The sequence below is a fragment of the Staphylococcus massiliensis genome (assembly GCF_043186315.1).
GTDB classification, from domain to species: Bacteria; Bacillota; Bacilli; order Staphylococcales; family Staphylococcaceae; genus Staphylococcus; species Staphylococcus massiliensis.
In genome coordinates this window covers 2,337,134-2,355,348 of sequence record NZ_CP171119.1, presented here as the reverse complement: position 1 = coordinate 2,355,348, position 18,215 = coordinate 2,337,134, and the positions used below count along the sequence as shown (strand labels likewise).

The 18,215-nt window shown below is 37.9% G+C and carries 21 protein-coding genes; 17 read left to right on the top strand and 4 right to left on the bottom strand.

The features are described 5' to 3' along the window. Positions 1-17: 17 nt before the first annotated feature. Positions 18-704, bottom strand: coding sequence for an alpha/beta hydrolase (locus ACF3N8_RS11280; RefSeq protein ID WP_009383419.1), 687 nt, complete (start codon positions 702-704; stop codon positions 18-20). A 222-nt stretch (positions 705-926) separates the two neighbouring features. Between ACF3N8_RS11280 and ACF3N8_RS11275 the strand changes: the two genes are divergently transcribed. From ACF3N8_RS11275 to ACF3N8_RS11255, 5 genes are all read left to right on the top strand, one after another. After that, the gene (locus ACF3N8_RS11275) at positions 927-1,775 is read left to right on the top strand and encodes a DUF72 domain-containing protein (protein WP_009383420.1); all 849 of its coding nucleotides are present in this window, start codon (positions 927-929) and stop codon (positions 1,773-1,775) included. A gap of 43 nt (positions 1,776-1,818) precedes the next feature. Beyond that, the gene (locus ACF3N8_RS11270) at positions 1,819-2,640 is read left to right on the top strand and encodes a sulfite exporter TauE/SafE family protein (protein ID WP_009383421.1); all 822 of its coding nucleotides are present in this window, start codon (positions 1,819-1,821) and stop codon (positions 2,638-2,640) included. A gap of 15 nt (positions 2,641-2,655) precedes the next feature. Then, positions 2,656-3,975, top strand: a complete 1,320-nt coding sequence (locus tag ACF3N8_RS11265; protein WP_009383422.1) for a bifunctional UDP-sugar hydrolase/5'-nucleotidase — start codon at positions 2,656-2,658, stop codon at positions 3,973-3,975. Between the two features lie 80 nt (positions 3,976-4,055). Then, entirely contained in the window at positions 4,056-4,976 is a 921-nt protein-coding gene (lipA, locus tag ACF3N8_RS11260) for a lipoyl synthase (RefSeq protein ID WP_009383423.1), read from the top strand. Between the two features lie 13 nt (positions 4,977-4,989). Then, positions 4,990-5,355, top strand: a complete 366-nt coding sequence (locus ACF3N8_RS11255) for a YutD-like domain-containing protein (RefSeq protein ID WP_009383424.1) — start codon at positions 4,990-4,992, stop codon at positions 5,353-5,355. Between the two features lie 1,427 nt (positions 5,356-6,782). Here the strand turns inward: ACF3N8_RS11255 and ACF3N8_RS11250 are convergent. Continuing rightward, positions 6,783-7,049 carry a DUF3055 domain-containing protein gene (locus ACF3N8_RS11250; protein ID WP_009383425.1) on the bottom strand — a complete coding sequence of 89 codons (267 nt, stop codon included), beginning with the start codon at positions 7,047-7,049 and terminating at the stop codon, positions 6,783-6,785. A 108-nt stretch (positions 7,050-7,157) separates the two neighbouring features. Between ACF3N8_RS11250 and ACF3N8_RS11245 the strand changes: the two genes are divergently transcribed. The 8 genes from ACF3N8_RS11245 (at position 7,158) to dltD (ending at position 13,707) form a co-directional block, all read left to right on the top strand. Continuing rightward, entirely contained in the window at positions 7,158-7,589 is a 432-nt protein-coding gene (locus ACF3N8_RS11245; protein ID WP_009383426.1) for a DUF86 domain-containing protein, read from the top strand. Then, positions 7,589-8,374: a TIGR01457 family HAD-type hydrolase gene (locus ACF3N8_RS11240; RefSeq protein WP_238101866.1), complete on the top strand. Its 786-nt coding sequence runs from the start codon at positions 7,589-7,591 to the stop codon at positions 8,372-8,374. The genes ACF3N8_RS11245 and ACF3N8_RS11240 overlap by 1 nt, the downstream gene beginning before the upstream one ends. Positions 8,375-8,379: 5 nt before the next feature. Next, positions 8,380-9,342, top strand: a complete 963-nt coding sequence (locus tag ACF3N8_RS11235) for a D-glycerate dehydrogenase (protein WP_238101058.1) — start codon at positions 8,380-8,382, stop codon at positions 9,340-9,342. 161 nt (positions 9,343-9,503) lie between these two features. Next, the gene (locus ACF3N8_RS11230; protein WP_009383429.1) at positions 9,504-9,635 is read left to right on the top strand and encodes a teichoic acid D-Ala incorporation-associated protein DltX; all 132 of its coding nucleotides are present in this window, start codon (positions 9,504-9,506) and stop codon (positions 9,633-9,635) included. Positions 9,636-9,650: 15 nt separating this feature from the next. Beyond that, positions 9,651-11,099, top strand: coding sequence for a D-alanine--poly(phosphoribitol) ligase subunit DltA (gene dltA, locus ACF3N8_RS11225; RefSeq protein WP_009383430.1), 1,449 nt, complete (start codon positions 9,651-9,653; stop codon positions 11,097-11,099). Then, positions 11,096-12,310, top strand: a complete 1,215-nt coding sequence (dltB, locus tag ACF3N8_RS11220; protein WP_009383431.1) for a D-alanyl-lipoteichoic acid biosynthesis protein DltB — start codon at positions 11,096-11,098, stop codon at positions 12,308-12,310. The genes dltA and dltB overlap by 4 nt, the downstream gene beginning before the upstream one ends. 12 nt (positions 12,311-12,322) lie before the next feature. After that, on the top strand, positions 12,323-12,559 hold the full coding sequence (gene dltC / locus ACF3N8_RS11215; protein ID WP_009383432.1) for a D-alanine--poly(phosphoribitol) ligase subunit 2: 237 nt from the start codon (positions 12,323-12,325) through the stop codon (positions 12,557-12,559). After that, a complete protein-coding gene (gene dltD, locus ACF3N8_RS11210) occupies positions 12,556-13,707 on the top strand; it encodes a D-alanyl-lipoteichoic acid biosynthesis protein DltD (RefSeq protein ID WP_081502233.1) in 1,152 nt (383 codons plus the stop codon). Before dltC ends, dltD begins: the two co-directional genes overlap by 4 nt. A gap of 77 nt (positions 13,708-13,784) precedes the next feature. Here the strand turns inward: dltD and ACF3N8_RS11205 are convergent, their stop codons facing one another. Beyond that, positions 13,785-14,027, bottom strand: coding sequence for a NifU family protein (locus ACF3N8_RS11205; protein ID WP_009383435.1), 243 nt, complete (start codon positions 14,025-14,027; stop codon positions 13,785-13,787). Positions 14,028-14,128: 101 nt separating this feature from the next. Here ACF3N8_RS11205 and ACF3N8_RS11200 point away from each other — a divergent pair, with 101 nt between their 5' ends. Next, positions 14,129-14,452: a YuzD family protein gene (locus ACF3N8_RS11200; RefSeq protein ID WP_017176624.1), complete on the top strand. Its 324-nt coding sequence runs from the start codon at positions 14,129-14,131 to the stop codon at positions 14,450-14,452. A 468-nt stretch (positions 14,453-14,920) separates the two neighbouring features. Here ACF3N8_RS11200 and ACF3N8_RS11195 read toward each other — a convergent pair whose 3' ends face one another. Then, positions 14,921-15,985: an NAD(P)/FAD-dependent oxidoreductase gene (locus ACF3N8_RS11195; RefSeq protein WP_009383439.1), complete on the bottom strand. Its 1,065-nt coding sequence runs from the start codon at positions 15,983-15,985 to the stop codon at positions 14,921-14,923. Positions 15,986-16,200: 215 nt separating this feature from the next. On the opposite strand from ACF3N8_RS11195, the gene ACF3N8_RS11190 reads away from it, so the two are divergent. From ACF3N8_RS11190 to ACF3N8_RS11180, 3 genes are all read left to right on the top strand, one after another. After that, positions 16,201-16,437 carry a YuzB family protein gene (locus ACF3N8_RS11190; RefSeq protein ID WP_009383441.1) on the top strand — a complete coding sequence of 79 codons (237 nt, stop codon included), beginning with the start codon at positions 16,201-16,203 and terminating at the stop codon, positions 16,435-16,437. A gap of 12 nt (positions 16,438-16,449) precedes the next feature. Continuing rightward, positions 16,450-16,809 (top strand): iron-sulfur cluster assembly accessory protein, encoded by a 360-nt coding sequence (locus tag ACF3N8_RS11185; protein ID WP_009383443.1) that lies wholly within the window; start codon positions 16,450-16,452, stop codon positions 16,807-16,809. 182 nt (positions 16,810-16,991) lie between these two features. Further along, positions 16,992-18,200 carry an NAD(P)/FAD-dependent oxidoreductase gene (locus ACF3N8_RS11180; RefSeq protein ID WP_392449971.1) on the top strand — a complete coding sequence of 403 codons (1,209 nt, stop codon included), beginning with the start codon at positions 16,992-16,994 and terminating at the stop codon, positions 18,198-18,200. Positions 18,201-18,215 lie beyond the last annotated feature (15 nt).

Below are 18,215 nucleotides of genomic sequence, written 5' to 3'. Positions count from 1 at the left end.
AACCCGCTTTAATGTGTTTAATGTTGTATCCAATCAAGCATATCTTTCATGTGGAATGATTCAGGATTGATGCATTCTAAATGAGGCAACAACTTGTAGCCATATAAAGTGATGTTATTTTGGTCTTTCAAGTTCTTTGAAGCGTACGTTAATGTCGTTTCCATATGGACCTTTTCATCGTCAAACCCATGAATAATGAGTGTTTCGCTTTGAACTGGCGTTTGATGAATAGGTGACGCTTCTTTTAAGACATCGTCTCCTGCGTCTTTAAAGTATGCTTCAGCCGCACCATCGCCTAAATCGTGTTCCTTTGTATAAGGTACGTCTGTTACTGGAGCTAAAGCAATCGTACGGTCAACTTCGTTTGATGCTAGTAACGCAAGCTGGCCGCCTACTGAATGTCCGATTGAAATGAGTGTCTCATCGTAGTAGAAATCTGAGTCTTTAAATGCTTGAATTGCACTTGTCACGTCCTCAATAGGTGCAGGCCATTCAAACGTACCACGTCGATATTCAACGTTCACGACACTATAACCCTCATGTAACAGCGCGTTTAAGAACGTATCTAACATTGATTTCGAGAATTTTTGTCTCCAATAGCCACCATGAATTAAGATCAACCAAGTATTCGGTTTCTCCTGGTCCTCATTATGATAAATATCGATATGTTGATCTTCATGTTCGCCGTACTTAATTTGTTCCATGTTTACGCCTCCTTCATTAAAATACCATTTAAGTCTCAATAGCCTTTTTAAGGGCTTTTCACACATGACACATCTCACATAAAATACTGTGATACAACCAAGTTAAGTCATTATGAGTGCTTCAACCCGATGACATTGCTAAACACTTTGCCTTTAGACAATCATAAGCCTAAGCCATGAAGTGAGTAATTACCATGTGGTAAAATTAACATGGTGATTCAAATGATAAATATAGGACTTACAGGATGGGGCGACCACGATACATTATATGAAGATATTAAACAGAAATCGGATAAATTGAGTGTGTATGCAGGCCATTTTCCAGTTGTGGAACTCGATGCATGTTATTATGCGATCCAACCAGAACGTAATATCCGTAAATGGATTAAAGATACACCAGATTCGTTTAAATTCGTTGTGAAAAGCCATCAAGCTTTAACGCTTCATGCAGACTATAAAGATTTTGACGAGACACGTGAAGGGCTTTTCAAGAAGTTTAGAGAAATGGTGACGCCTTTAAAAGAGGAAGACCGCTTAGCGATGATTCTTGTACAGTTTCCGCCGTGGTTTGATTGTTCAACGAAGAATATTAATTATATGCGCTATGTGTTTGAGCAATTGAAGGGTTTCCCAATTTGTGTGGAATTTCGGAATAACACGTGGTTTACGGATGAGATGAAAGAACATACGTTGTCGTTTCTTACGGAGCAAGGTGTCATGCATTCGGTTTGTGATGAACCGCAAGTTGGCGAAGGGTCTGTGCCGTTTGTGAATCGAATTACGACGCGTAACGCGCTCGTACGCTTTCATGGACGTAATCGACATGGTTGGACGAAGAAAGATATGTCTGATCAGGAATGGCGCGACGTACGTTATTTATACAATTATAATGATGAAGAGCTTGAACAGCTTGCGTCATACGTTAAGATTCTCGATCAAAAGGCTAAAGATGTGTATGTCCTATTTAATAATAATTCAGGTGGGCATGCAGTCGATAATGCTAAACGATTTCAAGAAATCCTAGGCATTGAATATGAAGGTTTAGCACCTCAACAATTAAAACTCTTCTAGAACGATACGACATTCATCGTAACAATAACCAGGAGGTAACACATTGAGTATTCTTATTTTAGTCCTCGTCGGTCTTTTATCCGCAATTATAGGTGCGCTCGTCGGCATAGGCGGTGGCATTATTATTGTTCCGACGCTGATTTATTTCGGCATGGATATGGGTATCTTAAAGGGGATTACCCCGCAAATTGCGATTGGAACATCATCCGTAATCTTAATTGCGACAGGTTTATCCTCAACGCTAAGTTATATTAAAACGAAACAAGTGGATATCAAGAACGGGTCCATCTTCTTATTTGGTGTGATACCTGGTTCGTTTATAGGTGCGTTCTTAAGCAACTTTTTAACGATTGATTCATTTAATTTATATTTCGGTATCTTTTTAATATTTGTCGCGATCTTGCTTATGGTTCGTAACAAGATTAAACCGATTTCTTATTTTCAAAAGGAAAAGTACCTTAAATCCTACACAGATGCTAATAACGAAACATATCATTACGGTGTACCACCGATAGTCGCTATCATTTGTTCCTTTTTAATAGGTATTATTACAGGGCTTTTCGGTATTGGAGGCGGTGCTCTGATGACGCCGCTCATGCTAATTGTATTTAGATTTCCGCCTCATGTTGCGGTTGGTACGAGTATGATGATGATTTTCTTCTCAAGTTTAACGAGTAGTTTCGGTCATATTTTACAAGGCCATGTCGACTGGTTTTATGCACTCATCCTGGTCATCTCAAGTTATATCGGCGCTAAAATAGGCGTTAGAATTAATCGCGCTGTGAAATCAGATACGGTAGTATTATTACTACGAACAGTTATGATTATGCTAGGTATTTATTTAATCGTGAAATCATTTTTCTAAAAGGGAGGGCATTATATGAAAGTAACGTTATATCATACAAATGATATTCATAGTCACCTTCATGAATATCAGCGTTTAGTCCAATATATGCACGAACATAGACCAAAGCTTTCACATCCATCTCTATATTTAGATATTGGTGATCATGTGGATCTATCACTCCCTGTAACTGAAGGTACGTTAGGTAAACGTAATGTTGAACTATTAAATGATGCGAATTGTGATATCGCGACGATTGGTAACAACGAAGGCATGACGTTACCGCATGATGCTTTAAATACGTTATATGACGATGCTGATTTCGTGGTAACGTGTGCGAATATTTTCGATGAGGATGGTTATCCGCCGAACCGCATTGCGATGAGTTATACGAAAGATATTGAGGGTGTTAAATTTCTATTTATCGCAGCGACTGCGCCGTTCACCCCGTTCTACCGTGCGCTCGATTGGGTCGTTGTTGATCCCCTTGAAGCGATTAAAGATGAAATCGCGAAGCATAAAGGTCAGTACGATGTCTTAATCGTAATGAGTCATGTGGGCATCTTCTTTGATGAGCGTTTATGTGATGCGTGCCCTGAAATTGATGTCATCTTTGGTAGTCATACGCATCACTACTTTGAACGAGGTGAATATCGTAACGGCGTCTTAATGGCTGCTGCAGCGAAATATGGTTGGTACTTAGGCGAAGTTACGCTTGAAATTGAAGATGCTCAAGTACGTCACAAAGAAGCGGTCATTCATCCCCTTGAAGACATGCCGCAAGTCGAAACGGCTTTTGATGAAGAGGGCAAAGAGATTCTGAGCACCCCCGTTATGGAAAAGTCCATTCACCTAGAACGAAAGACAGATGTCGTTACAGAAACGTCTTATTTACTAGCTGAAAGTATTAACGAATTTACTGGTGCCGATTGTACGTTGATCAACGCTGGCCTTATTGTAAAAGACATTCAAAAAGACGTTGTCACTGAATATGATATCCATCAAATGTTGCCGCACCCAATTAACGTTGTGCGAGCAAATATTAAGGGTCACGTGCTTAAAAGGATTATAATGGAGAGTAGAAAACAAGAATATTTGAATAAACACGCGCAAGGATTAGGCTTTAGAGGAGATATCTTCGGCGGTTACATATGGTATCAAGCAGGTTACATTGAGTTAGAAGAACGCTATTTCGTAAATGGCGAAGAAGTCATCGATGACAAAACGTATACACTTGGTACTGTAGATATGTATACATTTGGCCGATATTTTCCTATACTGAAGGAACAACCTTTAGAATACGTGATGCCAGAATTCTTGAGAGATATATTTAAAAAGAAATTATTAAGTATGTAAATATGCTTTAGTGGATTTTAATTTTTATTAAAGTTCGTTATAATATATGGAGATTGAAATTACAGGAGGGTAAGCTTGGTATGGCTACAAAAAATGAAGAAATCCTACGTAAACCGGATTGGTTGAAAATAAAGCTTAATACTAACGAAAACTACACTGGCCTTAAGAAAATGATGCGTGAGAAAAACTTACACACAGTATGTGAAGAGGCTAAGTGTCCAAATATACACGAGTGTTGGGGTGAAAGAAGAACTGCAACATTCATGATTTTAGGTGCCGTTTGTACACGTGCATGTCGATTCTGCGCAGTTAAAACTGGTTTACCAAATGAACTTGATTTAGAAGAGCCAGAACGCGTAGCTGAATCAGTAGAACTTATGAACTTAAAACACGTTGTAATCACAGCGGTTGCTCGTGATGACTTACGTGATGCAGGTTCAAATGTATACGCTGAAACAGTACGTAAAGTACGTGAGCGTAATCCATACACAACTATCGAAATTTTACCATCTGACATGGGTGGTGACTATGAAGCATTAGAAACATTAATGGCTTCTAAACCGGATATCTTAAACCACAATATTGAAACAGTACGTCGTTTAACACCTAGAGTTCGTGCGCGTGCGACTTATGACCGTACGTTAGAATTCTTACGCCGTTCTAAAGAGTTACAACCAGATATCCCTACTAAGTCTAGTATCATGGTAGGTCTTGGTGAAACAATCGAAGAGCTACATGAAACGATGGACGACTTACGTGCTAATGACGTAGATATCTTAACAATTGGTCAATACTTACAACCATCACGTAAGCACTTAAAAGTACAAAAATACTACACACCACTTGAATTTGGTAAATTAAGAAAAGTAGCTATGGAAAAAGGATTTAAACATTGCCAAGCTGGTCCATTAGTCCGCAGTTCTTACCACGCAGATGAGCAAGTTAACGAAGCGGCTAAAGAAAAACAACGCCTTGGTGAAGAGCAATTAAAGAATAATTAATAAGGTGAACGCCATGATTAAAGTAGGAGAACAACATTTTGAACTTATCGAAGAATATAAAGACGGTTTCAACGAAGAGGACTTCGTAGCCCGTTATTCAGATATTCTTGATAAATATGACTTTATCGTCGGTGATTATGGTTATGATCAACTGAGACTGAAAGGTTTCTATAAAGATACGAATAAAAAGTCAGATATTAGTAAACGTTTTTCTACGATCCAAGATTATCTATTAGAATACTGTAACTTCGGTTGCCGTTACTTTATATTACGAAAGCTAACGAAAGACGAAGTTAAACAGTACTATCAAGAAGATTTAGATGAACTTAAAAGTGATAAACTACGTGACGTTAAAATAAAACCTTCTATTAATAATTAAAGAGAAACCGTGCTATCGTGTGATAGCGCGGTTTTTTCGCATTGAGGGGGGGTACGAGTTCTCTTTTTCGTATTGAGAGGGGGTACGAGTTCTCTTTTTCGTATTGAGAGGGGGTACGAGTTCTCTTTTTCGCATTGAGAAGGGGGTACGAGGGGGTGGGTGATAGCGTGAAAGCGTGGCGTATTTGTGTTAGGTGGATATGTGGGGCTTTAATATGGGGTGTTAGTTTAAAGTGGAATTTTAGCTATATGTGATAGTGCTAATTTATCGGCATAAGAGGGCTATAGAGATAAGTGATAGTGTGGATTTTTCTAGATTCAGGTGGGAAATACGTGAAAGGTTAGAGTGCGTTTCTTTGTTTTAAAAGGGCTATAGGAGATGGTGATTGATATATTGGGTTTGATTGCGTGTTGTAGCCAAGTGGAGTGGCGACATGGCTCTTATGATGGATTAGTAGCCAAGTGGAGTGGCGACATGGCTCTTATGATGGATTAGTAGCCAAGTGGAGTGGCGACATGGCTCTTATGATGGATTAGTAGCCAAGTGGAGTAGTGACATGGCTCTTATAGTGAATTAGTAGCCAAGTGGAGTAGTGACATGGCTATTATAATGGATTAGTAGCCAAGTGGAGTAGTGACATGGCTCTTATAGTGAATTAGTAGCCAAGTGGAGTAGTGACATGGCTATTATAATGGATTAGTAGCCAAGTGGAGTAGTGACATGGCTCTTATAGTGAATTAGTAGCCAAGTGGAGTAGTGACATGGCTCTTATAATGGATTAGTAGCCAAGTGGAGTAGTGACATGACTCTTATAGTGAATTAGTAGCCAAGTGGAGCCGCGACATGGCTCTTACAGTAGTTTTTCAACCAAGTGATTAAATAACATGGTTCTAATAAATAGTTATAGTATTTTAAAAATCATGAGTTACCAACTTGTTATGTAACGACAAGTTGCTAAGAGAGCCGTTACCAACTAGTGGAGATATCACAAGTCGTTAAGGGCGGTCTTATTCCTGCAAGTATTTAATAAGATTGTATTTATTTCAGCGGTATGTACTACCGAAACCGACGCTAGAACTGAATAGCGTCGGAATGAGCAAACGAAACCGACGCAATTCGGACCCATAATTACAACCCCTAAAATTAAAACGCCGAAGCGGTAACTTAACCTAACTTCGACGCTGTTATAATCTAATATTTTAACCGAAATACCCGAGGTTTATTACTAATCTAGATCGCATATTAGCGCTAAGAACGCCTAATATATTAGTTCGCCAGGAATGAAATTAGAGCTAGACCCTTTAAGCCGACCGAGCCCGCTAATCCAGCCACTATCGCTAGGCCCGTTAAGCCTACTAAGCCCACCTGCCCGTTAGTTAGCTAGAAACGTAGATCCTAGTAAGCCCACTAAGTCCTAACCATCATTCCTATTGAATAACCTCTGATAAATATTCCTTGATTTCGTCGGCTTCTTCGTCTGAAACCCCTAAAATATAAGCAATATAGCCTTCTTCCTCCATATCGTCCGTACCGATAATACCGAATTTATTCGTCTGCGTATTTAATACTAACGTTTTACCGAAATGGCGATCCGTCTGTAACAGTACTAAATCATAACGGCTGTGTTCGCCAACGAATCCCACAAATCGGACTTGAGCTGGGTCTACATCATCGTATAAAAACATATCTATCATAACCAAATACTCCTTTTCAAACGTAACTTTATCGACTTAATTCAGTATAACTAGAAATGAATCTAGACGCAAAATTGTGATATGATAAAGGTATTGAGGGGTGACAGCATGTATTTTGTAAATAAAGAACAATTATCCACAAAATTAAATTATTTATATCAATTAACTGAAGATTATTCAAGTCAACGCGATAATAAATATGCTTTCGAACGTATCGCGCATATGTTAATTGAAATTTCTGTCGATATCGGCAATATGATTATCGATGGTTTTATTTTAAGAGATCCAGGTAACTACAAAGATGTTATCGATATTTTAGAACTTGAAGGTGTCATTTCTAAAGAGACACAACAAGCGATTAACCGAACAGTTGAGGTTCGTAAGCAATTTGTGCATGATATTGTCGCACTGAACGTCGATGAACTTAAACCGCTTTTCGATGAGGCGCTACCGAAATATCGTCAATTCATTGATGAGGTTATGAACTTCCTTAAGAACGAGAACGTTCCCGTGACTGCTTTTGGAAAAGGAGAAGCTTAATGGTTAAACATTACAAAGGTTATTTAATCGATCTTGATGGCACGATGTATAAAGGATCAGATGAAATCGATGGTGCGAAACAATTCATCGATTACTTGAACGCGAACGATATTCCGCACTTATTTGTCACAAATAACTCGACTAAAACGCCTGAAGAAGTTACTGAGAAGCTTAAAGCATTCGATATCGAAGCGAAACCGAGCGAAGTCGTGACGTCTGCGATGGCGACTGCCGACGAAGTTTACAAGATGAATCCTAATGCACGCGTTTATATGATTGGTGGAAAAGGCCTTGAAACAGCACTCACTGAAGCAGGCCTTACACTGAAAGACAATGAAGACGTAGACGTTGTGACAATTGGGTTAGACGAACACATCACTTATGAAAAGCTCGCTATCGCGACGCTTTCTGTACGTAACGGCGCTACATTTATTTCAACGAATAAAGACGTATCAATTCCGAAAGAGCGCGGATTCTTACCAGGTAACGGTGCTTTAACGAGCGTTATCTCTGTATCAACAGGCGTAGCGCCTAAATTCATAGGTAAACCTGAAAGTGCCATTATGAATAAAGCGATGGATTTAATCCAGCTTGATAAAGCGGATGTTGCCATGATTGGGGACCTTTACGATACAGACATCCTTTCAGGCATTAATGCAGGCATCGATACCATTCACGTTCAAACAGGTGTCTCTACTAAAGATGATGTTTTAGGAAAAGACGTGCCACCGACATATAGTTATAAAGATCTCAACGAATTAAAGGAACAGCTAGAAATGGAGTGATACCTATGACAAAGGTATTAATTACACGTAAGATTCCAGATCGTTTTGTTAATGATTTGGAACAATTTGCAGAAGTAGAAATGTGGCCACACGACTTAACACCGATGCCGAGAGATCAATTCTTAGCTTCTATTAAAGATGCAACTGCCTGTATTACAACGTTAAGCGAGACGATAGATGAGACTGTATTAAGCCAAGCACCTCATTTAAAAGTTATCGCGAATATGGCAGTAGGTTACGATAATATTAACTTAGAACTTACGCGCACGCATAACGTCGTTGTTACGAATACGCCACACGTCCTTAGCGAAACTACCGCTGAGCTTGGCTTTTCATTAATGTTAGCTGTCGCAAGACGTATTGTAGAAGCGGAGAAGTATGTTAAAGACGGCAAATGGCAAAGTTGGGGACCGTATCTATTTGCGGGCAAAGACGTGTTTCAGTCTAAGGTTGGTATCTTCGGCATGGGCGAAATCGGTCAGGCCTTTGCGAGACGCTTGCAAGGTTTCCATTCAGACGTGTTGTACCATAACCGCTCACGTAACTTAAAAGCTGAAAAAACACTCGGCGTGCATTACACAGATTTCGATACGTTAATTTCTGAAAGTGATTTCGTAATCTGTACCGCACCGTTAACGCAAGAAACAGAGCGTCGATTTAATAAAGACGTATTTAAGAAAATGAAGCGCGATGCGATATTCATTAACATTGGTAGAGGTCCGATTGTCGTTGAAAAGGACTTAGTCGAAGCACTCAAACAAGGTGAGATATTAGGTGCTGGGTTAGACGTCGTGACAGAAGAACCGATAGATATGAACCACGAATTTCTAAAGCTCGACAACGTTGTCGTGGTACCTCACATCGGAAGTGCTACAGTTGTGACGCGAAATCGTATGATTCAGTGCTGCGTTGAAAACGTAAAAGCGATTCTGAATGATAAACCTCCTAAGACACCCGTTGAACTTTAGAAAACTTAAATCAATTATCGTATTAAAATGCTAACAGTTTACTGTTGGCATTTTTATTTTGTCGAAAAATTGACATGTGCGATAGATTTGTTTCATTTTTTGATTGTAAATATATATGAAAAAGATTATAATAAATTGAAATTATAACGAGGTGGTGCAGAATGCAACAAAAAGAGATACAAATAACCAAGCTTTGTCTTCAAACCGTCTTATACATCGTGATATTTATCGCGCTTTATCTCATCTATGGTTCTGGAGATACGCAAAACAATTTTATTTATAATGAATTTTAACTATAGGAGTCGAACATGAAAGAATTAATTTCAACTTTAGCTAAGTATGCTAATGCAAAGCCCGACTTCATTGCAGTGAAACATGAACAAGAAACATTGACATATCATTTATTAGAAACGTACTCCAATCAATTACGGTATCAATTAGAAGATAGTCAACGTCCGTTAATCGTATACGGTCATATGTCACCGCTAATGTTAGTAGGTATGATTGCATCAATTAAAGCCGGTTGTGGCTATGTTCCAATTGATATGGGGCTTCCAGAAAGTCGCGTCAAAGCTATTATTGATAAAGTACAACCACATTATATTTGGAATACATCGAACGATTTACTTAATTACGCATCATATGAAGAAATTCAACTAGACGATATACTTAAACATCCAACTACATCTAAAACATGTAACATGAAACCATCCGATTGTGTTTATACGATATTTACTTCGGGATCAACAGGCGAACCTAAAGGCGTTCAAATCGCTTATGACAGCTTACTCCAATTTACAAATTGGATGCTATCGCTTCATAAACTTGGGCAACATAATACTTGGCTCAACCAAGCGCCATTTTCATTTGATTTATCTGTAATGGCCATTTACCCATGTCTCATGTCAGGCGGAACATTACAACTTGTTGATAAAGATATGATTTATAAACCGATTCGCATCTACCAAATGCTTGAACGAGCGTCAGTTGATGTATGGGTCTCAACGCCATCGTTCATGGAAATGTGCTTACTATTACCAAACTTTAACATCGACACGTTCCCATCGCTAAGAGAATTCTTTTTCTGTGGGGAGATTTTACCTCATAAAAAGGCCAAGATGCTTAAGCAGCATTTCAACGCTGCGACGATTTACAATACGTACGGTCCAACTGAAGCCACAGTAGCCGTTACCAGTGTTGAAGTAACCGAAGCACTATTAGAGAAGTATGAAACGTTGCCAGTAGGAACGCCACAACCTCAAGCAACACTTACGACAACGGAAGAATCAGAACTTGTAATCGCAGGGGATTGCGTAAGTTTAGGTTATCTAAAGGACGAGGCTCGTTCTCGAAAAGTATTCAAAGCTATTGATAACACTCGAGCTTATCATACAGGTGACAAAGCTATATTAAAGGACAATTTATGGTTCATCACAGGGCGTATCGATTTCCAAATTAAACTAAACGGTTACAGAATGGAAATTGAAGAAATTGAAACGCATTTAAGAGATATTAAAGGTGTACGTGAAGCACTCGTCGTGCCGATATATAAACTCAATAAAGTTACACATCTACATGCAGCTATCATTTTAGAAGAGCAATCACAAGATCAATCCGTTAAAACAATTAAAGACGCTTTAAAAGAACGCTTACCTGAGTACATGGTGCCAAAGAAAATCACATTTATGGATCACTTACCTATGACGCTGAACGGTAAAGTCGATCGACATAAAGTTAAAGAGGCGCTTAACTCATGATTCCATACGGTGAATTTCAGTTCTTCTACATCGCATTAGGATTAATGATACCCGTTATAGTTCTAGGGCTTTTCGGTAAAAGAAGCCTCATATATAACGCTATCATCACGTTTATTATGATTGTACTCATCTTCTCAGATGAGACATTTAACTTATTTCAAATACCTTGGCTTAGCATTCAACTGATCAGTTTTATCATGTATGTTCTATGGCAACTCGGGCTCATTTACTATTACGTTCACGCGGTTAAACGCTCGAATACATTTCTTAAATTCGCGGCGGTTATCACGTTATCAATTCTGCCGCTCATAGTTGTTAAAGTACTACAGAGTTCGTGGCTAGGGGAGCACCAAATTCACTTACACGGACACAAACTTGTAGAGTGGGTTGCGTTCCTTGGTATTTCATATTTAACATTTAAAAGCGTGCAACTACTAATGGAAATTCGAGACAAATCGATTAAAGAAGTGGATATGTTAAAGGTGCTACAATTTATCACATTCTTTCCAACGATTTCGTCAGGACCCATTGATCGCTACAAACGTTTTATTAGAGACGATAAGAAAGTCCCGTCATCTGCGGACTATCAAGTTTTACTGCATCAAGCCATTCATAAAATCATGCTTGGCTTCTTATATAAATACATCATCGCGTACCTTATTAACCAATATGCGATCGTTCAAATGAAATACGATTACACGAAAGTACTCGATTTATGGCTTTATATGTATGCCTATAGCTTCTATCTCTTCTTTGATTTTGCAGGCTATAGCTTATTTGCGATTGCATTTAGTTATTTATTTGGTATTAAAACGCCAGAAAACTTTAAACAACCGTTTAAAGCGAAGCATATAAAGGACTTTTGGAATAGATGGCACCTCAGTCTATCATTCTGGTTTAGAGATTGTATTTATATGCGATTTCTATTCTTCATGTCTAAGAAGAAATGGATTAAAGATACGCTTGTATTATCGAATCTAGCATTCTTCATCAATTTCTTTATTATGGGCATTTGGCATGGTTTAGAGGTATTCTACATTGTTTACGGGCTTTACCATGCGGCGCTATTTATTCTATATGGCTACTATGAGAAGTGGCGTAAACAACATCCACCTAAATGGAATAATAAATGGACGCAAGCGTTGAGTATTATCATAACATTCCATTTCGTTGCGTTTGGCTTTTTAATCTTTTCAGGAAAATTAATTTAAGGAGATAACAATATGGACTTTAAAGCACAAGTTTTAGATATTTTAGAAAATGTAACTGAAGATGATCGTGTCAAAACGAATCCTGATATCGAATTATTTGAAGAGGGGATTATCGACTCATTCCAAACAGTAGGTTTATTACTTGAGATTCAAAACGAGCTCGACATCGAAGTTTCGATCATGGATTTTGATAGAGAAAAGTGGGCGACACCTAATAAAATTGTGGCAGCCCTCGACGAATTACGATGAACTTCAAATTGTTTCTACCCATTATCATTAGTGGGTGCGTGTTTATTATTTTCCTACTTCTACCAAGCTCCCTCTTTGAAAAGCCCCTTAAGGCTACAGACATTAAAGAGCGTCGGTTAAGTTTGGATGACGAAGTATTAAAAGGTACTTCAATTCAGAATCGCATGTGGGCATCAGATGCATACTATCCGATCTTTGGGTCTAGTGAACTTGAAAAGGACGACCCATTTAGTCCAGGTATTGTACTCGATCAACGACAAACGGGTTACACACCGTTCTTAGTTGGAGCAGGTGGGTCCACAGATTTAATTCAAATGATGTCTATCGGTGCACAGTATGACCAGTTAAAGGGGAAGAAGTTAGCGATCATTATTTCGCCTCAATGGTTCACACGAAAGGGTTTAACGAACGTGAACTTTGATGCAAGACATTCAAAACTTCAAATGAATCAGTTGTTTCAACAAGATAAGATGCCACTTGAACTAAAAATTCGTTTCGCTAAGCAAGTTTCACGTTTCAAAGCTATGAAAGATAATGATTATCTTCAAAGTTTAATTGAAACGAAGACCTTGCCAGAGGAACCATTCTTATCTTCGTTTGAAGCACACAATTTAAATAAGATTGATGCGATCAAGTCGAACTTTACGATTCATAATCAAAAAGCACCTGTTATGAAAGTTGAACCTGTTACAACGAAAGATATGCCTTATAAAGAGATGCAGCAACTTGCAGAAGATTATGGTCAAAAGCAAACGTCCTCGAACGCATTTAAAATTCGAGATGAATATTGGGATTTAATTAAAGCCAATAAACGTAAAATTAATCGTAATCATGAATTTCGTACGAAGTCCAAAGAATACGATGATTTAGCGTTACTCGTAGATACACTACATGAAGCTGAAGCGGATGCATTATTCATCGTCATTCTGACTAATGGTAAATGGTATGATCACATTGGGATTAAGAAAGAACGACGTGATAAGGTGTACGATAAAATTACATCTACGATTAAGAAACATCACGGCAAAGTCTATGATATGACCGATAAAGACTATGAGCCGTATGTAGTGAGCGATGCCGTACATATTGGATATAAAGGTTATGTATATATCAACGAACGCATCGAACAACATATGAAAGAAAAATAAAGAGGTAATATTTAAAGAAGGCATAAAAAATAAGGGTTTAGGACGAGTTACTCAATGTCCTAAACCCTTTAATCTATTTAGAATACTTGTTCAACTTCTACAACTCCAGGTACTTCCTCAACTAACGCTCTTTCGATACCTGCTTTTAACGTAATCGTAGAGCTAGGGCATGTACCACAAGCGCCATGTAATTGTAATTTAACGATACCGTCTTCCACGTCTACTAACGAACAATCGCCACCATCACGTAATAAGAACGGACGTAGCTTTTCAATAACAACCGCAACTTGATCATACATTGTTGTATTTTCAGTAGGCATATAAATGCCTCCTTTCAAGTAAAATATTTCAGTTTATGCTTATTAATTTATTATAATAGATACGTAAGAAAAAATCTATCATTCAAAAGGGGGAACTGTCATTGACTAAAGTGAGCGTCGTCGTATATGGTGCGGATGTCGTTTGTGCGAGTTGTGTAAATGCACCTACATCAAAGGACACATACGAATGGATTCAACCCGTTTTAGAGCGTAAATATCCTGACATTCAATTTGAATACACGTACATTGATATTCAGAAAGATCATGAACAATTATCTGACCACGATGTGCAATATATTGAACGAATCGAAGAGGACGAACTGTTTTATCCACTGATAACAATGGATGATGAATATGTAGCGGATGGGTATATTCAACTTAAGCAAATTACGAATTTCGTGGATCAACATTATGCCAACGCATAAAGCGTTTCTTTTTTTAAAAGGCCTTTTAAAATAACTCGCTAAATTATGCTTTAATCAAATTCAATAGTTTTAGGTTAGACTTTTACTAAATTTCCTCAACAGCATGCTTTCCTGTAAAGTTCAACTCGAATTTTTAATTCGTTAGTTGAACATACAAAGAAGCCAGAGCTTCTTTGCTCATAATATTGAAAGCCCCAGCTTGCATAGCTTGATAATTTGCTATCGCAAATTTCTATGCCGGGGCCCCACCCCTAGGAGTCAGCTGTTAGGAAATTAAGTTTTGTAAATTTATTTATAAGATATGTTAAACAAGGCACTTTTAGGAAGGTAGATTTAAGTAAATCTTTAGCTTTCTATAAGTTAGTTTTATCCTTAATTACTATCATTAAAATAATGAAATTAAAAACCTGATGTATGGTAAAGTTCTCTAATAGAACCGCAATACATCAGGTTATTTTTATATTCGAATTAACCGTTATGGTGTTTGTATAACCATAATACGCCGGATTTCAAGATTGAAGCTAAACGACCTGTAACTGTCGTATCCATCATGTAAGCGAAACCTTTCTTCTCGCCTAAAGAACCTAAGAAACCAGGAATTTTGATTTCAGGCATCTTATCAGGTAAAGCTTCACCTTTCCAAGTCTTTTTCATAACGTCTGAAATTTGATCAGCTTGAATTTCAGCAAGTTGCGCACTTGGCGCATGAGGTAATTCTGCACAGTCCCCAACTACATAGACGTTCTTATATGTTGGAATTTGATGATATTGGTTAACGATAACACGGTTACTCTTACTAATATCAACTGGTAAGTTACGTACAAGTTCAACAGGTTGAATACCTGCAGTCCAAACGATAAGGTCAAGTTTCTCAGTGTCCTCATTATTATGGATAAGACCTGGCTCAACTTTAACGATGTCTGAGTTAGGTACTACTGTAACATCATGTTTCTTAAACCATTTTTCAACGTAATCACTTAACTTCTCTGGGAAGTTTCTTAAGATACGTTCACCGCGATCATAAAGAATCACATTTAAGTCTGAACGACTCTCACGTAACGCACTCGCAAGTTCGATACCACTTAAACCAGCCCCTACAATACCTACTGATGAGTTCATCGGTAAGTTACTAATATCATGGTAAGTGTCTCTTGCTTTTTGAAGTGTTTGAATACTACGCGTATGTTCTCTCGCGCCTGGTACGTTGTGATACTTATCTTCACAACCTAAACCAATAACAAGCTCGTCATAATCAATGCGATTATTGCCAACTGAAACAATTTGTTGATCTAAATCAATGTCTGTAATCTCGCCATAAACGACGTTAATACGTTTTGAATCTGGAAATTGAACACGTACTTCTTTATCCGACTTAGAACCTGCAGCTAGTGCGTAGAACTCTGTTTTTAAGCCGTGATAAGGCATACGATCAATCAATGTAACACTATAATCCTCTGGCAATTCATCTGGCAAAATGCGCGATAAAATACGCATGTTACCATAGCCCCCGCCTAAAAGAACTAAATTTTTCATGTTGACTCCCCTTTATTAAACAGTTTCTAATGTGTACAAGACGTACAAATCAATGAACTTATTCATTTAATATTATAGAGCCTTTTGAATTAAACTACAATAAAAGTTGTAAATCTTATGTGTGTGGAACGACACGTTTACTAAGTCATGAGCATATGAAAAGCCCTTTAAATTTGTTATAATGTGGTCATTAAAACGACATGAGAGGGTGGACTATGAATCCAATAGTTGAATTCTGCATTTCTAATCTTGCACGAGGTGGCGATGTAGTTTTTCAAAAATTAGAGAATGATCCCAACGTAGATGTTTTAGACTATGGATGCCTGCAAAATTGCGGCATGTGTTCAAGTGGATTGTACGCCTTAGTTAATGGTGATATTGTTGAAGGTGAAACGCCTGACGACTTATTACAAAACATCTACCGTCATATAGAAGAAACATGGATATTTTAAGGAGGTAATATAATGCCAACAGTTATTTTAACAGAAGCAGCAGCTTACGAAGTCAAAGATATGCTTGAAAAGAACGGAATGCCAGATGGCTACCTAAAAGTGAACGTTAACGGTGGTGGCTGTACAGGTTTAACTTATGGTATGTCTGCAGAAGAAGAACCTGGTGAAAAGGACGAAGTCTTAGAATATTATGGACTTAAAGTATTAGTAGACGAATACGATAAACCGGTATTAGACGGCACAACAATTGATTTTAAACAATCACTTATGGGCGGCGGATTCCAAATTGACAATCCAAATGCCATTGCATCTTGTGGTTGTGGAACGTCATTTAGAACTGCTAAGGTAGCAGGTAATCCAGAAGATTGCTAATAACTCAAATCCCGAACAATGAAGCAACGTGTTAATCTACACGTTTGCTTGAATTGTTCTTTAAAAAACTATAAAATTAATATTGGATGATCATTGTCTCATTGTATATTATCGTAAGTTTAGGGTATACAAGAAGAAAGACATATAGGTACTACAAATATATGAAAGTATAGGTGAATAAAATGGCTCAAGATCGTAAAAAAGTTCTTGTATTAGGTGCAGGTTATGCTGGCTTACAAACTATTACAAAACTACAAAAGTTAATTTCAGCAGAAGATGCAGAAGTTACACTTATCAACAAAAATGATTACCATTATGAATCTACATGGTTACATGAAGCTTCAGCAGGTACGATTAACTATGAAGAGTTACTTTACCCAATTGAAACAGCAATTGACAATAGTAAAGTAAACTTCGTTAAAGCAGAAGTAACTAAAATCGATCGTAATGCTAAGAAAGTAGAAACTGACTCAGGTATTTATGATTTTGATATTTTAGTAGTTGCTTTAGGTTTCATTTCAGAAACATTCGGTATTGAAGGCATGAAAGATTATGCTTTCCAAATCGAAAACGTATTAACATCACGTAAACTATCTCGTCATATCGAAGATAAGTTTGCGAACTATGCGTCTTCAAAAGAAAAAGACGAAAATGATTTAGCTATTTTAGTTGGTGGTGCTGGCTTTACAGGTATCGAATTCTTAGGTGAACTTGTTACACGCATCCCTGAATTATGTAATAAATACGGCGTAGACCAAGAGAAAGTTCGCATCACTTGTGTTGAAGCGGCTCCTAAAATGTTACCAATGTTCTCAGACGAACTTGTTAACTATGCAGTTAGCTTCTTAGAAGACCGTGGTGTTGAATTCAAAATTGCGACACCAATCGTTGCAGCTAACGAAAAAGGTTTCGTAGTTAAAGTTGACGATAAAGAACAACAATTAGAAGCAAACACAGCTGTATGGGCTGCTGGTGTTCGTGGTAGTGAATTAATGGAAGAATCATTCGAAGGCGTTAAACGTGGCCGTATTGTTAACGAATCAGACTTAACAATCAAAGGTTACGACGATATCTTCGTTATTGGTGACTGCTCAGCATTCATCCCAGAAGGTGAAGAACGTCCATTACCTACAACAGCACAAATTGCTATGCAACAAGGTGAAGCAACTGCTAAAAACATTGCAAACATCTTAAATGGTAATCCAACAGATAAATTCGAATACATCGACCGTGGTACAGTTTGCTCATTAGGTGCACACGATGGTGTAGGTGTTGTATTCGGTAAAGATATCGCTGGTAAAAAAGCTTCATTCATGAAGAAAATTATCGATACACGCGCTATCTACAAAATTGGTGGATTCGGCCTAGCATTCAAAAAAGGTAAATTTTAATCTCAACCAATTTAA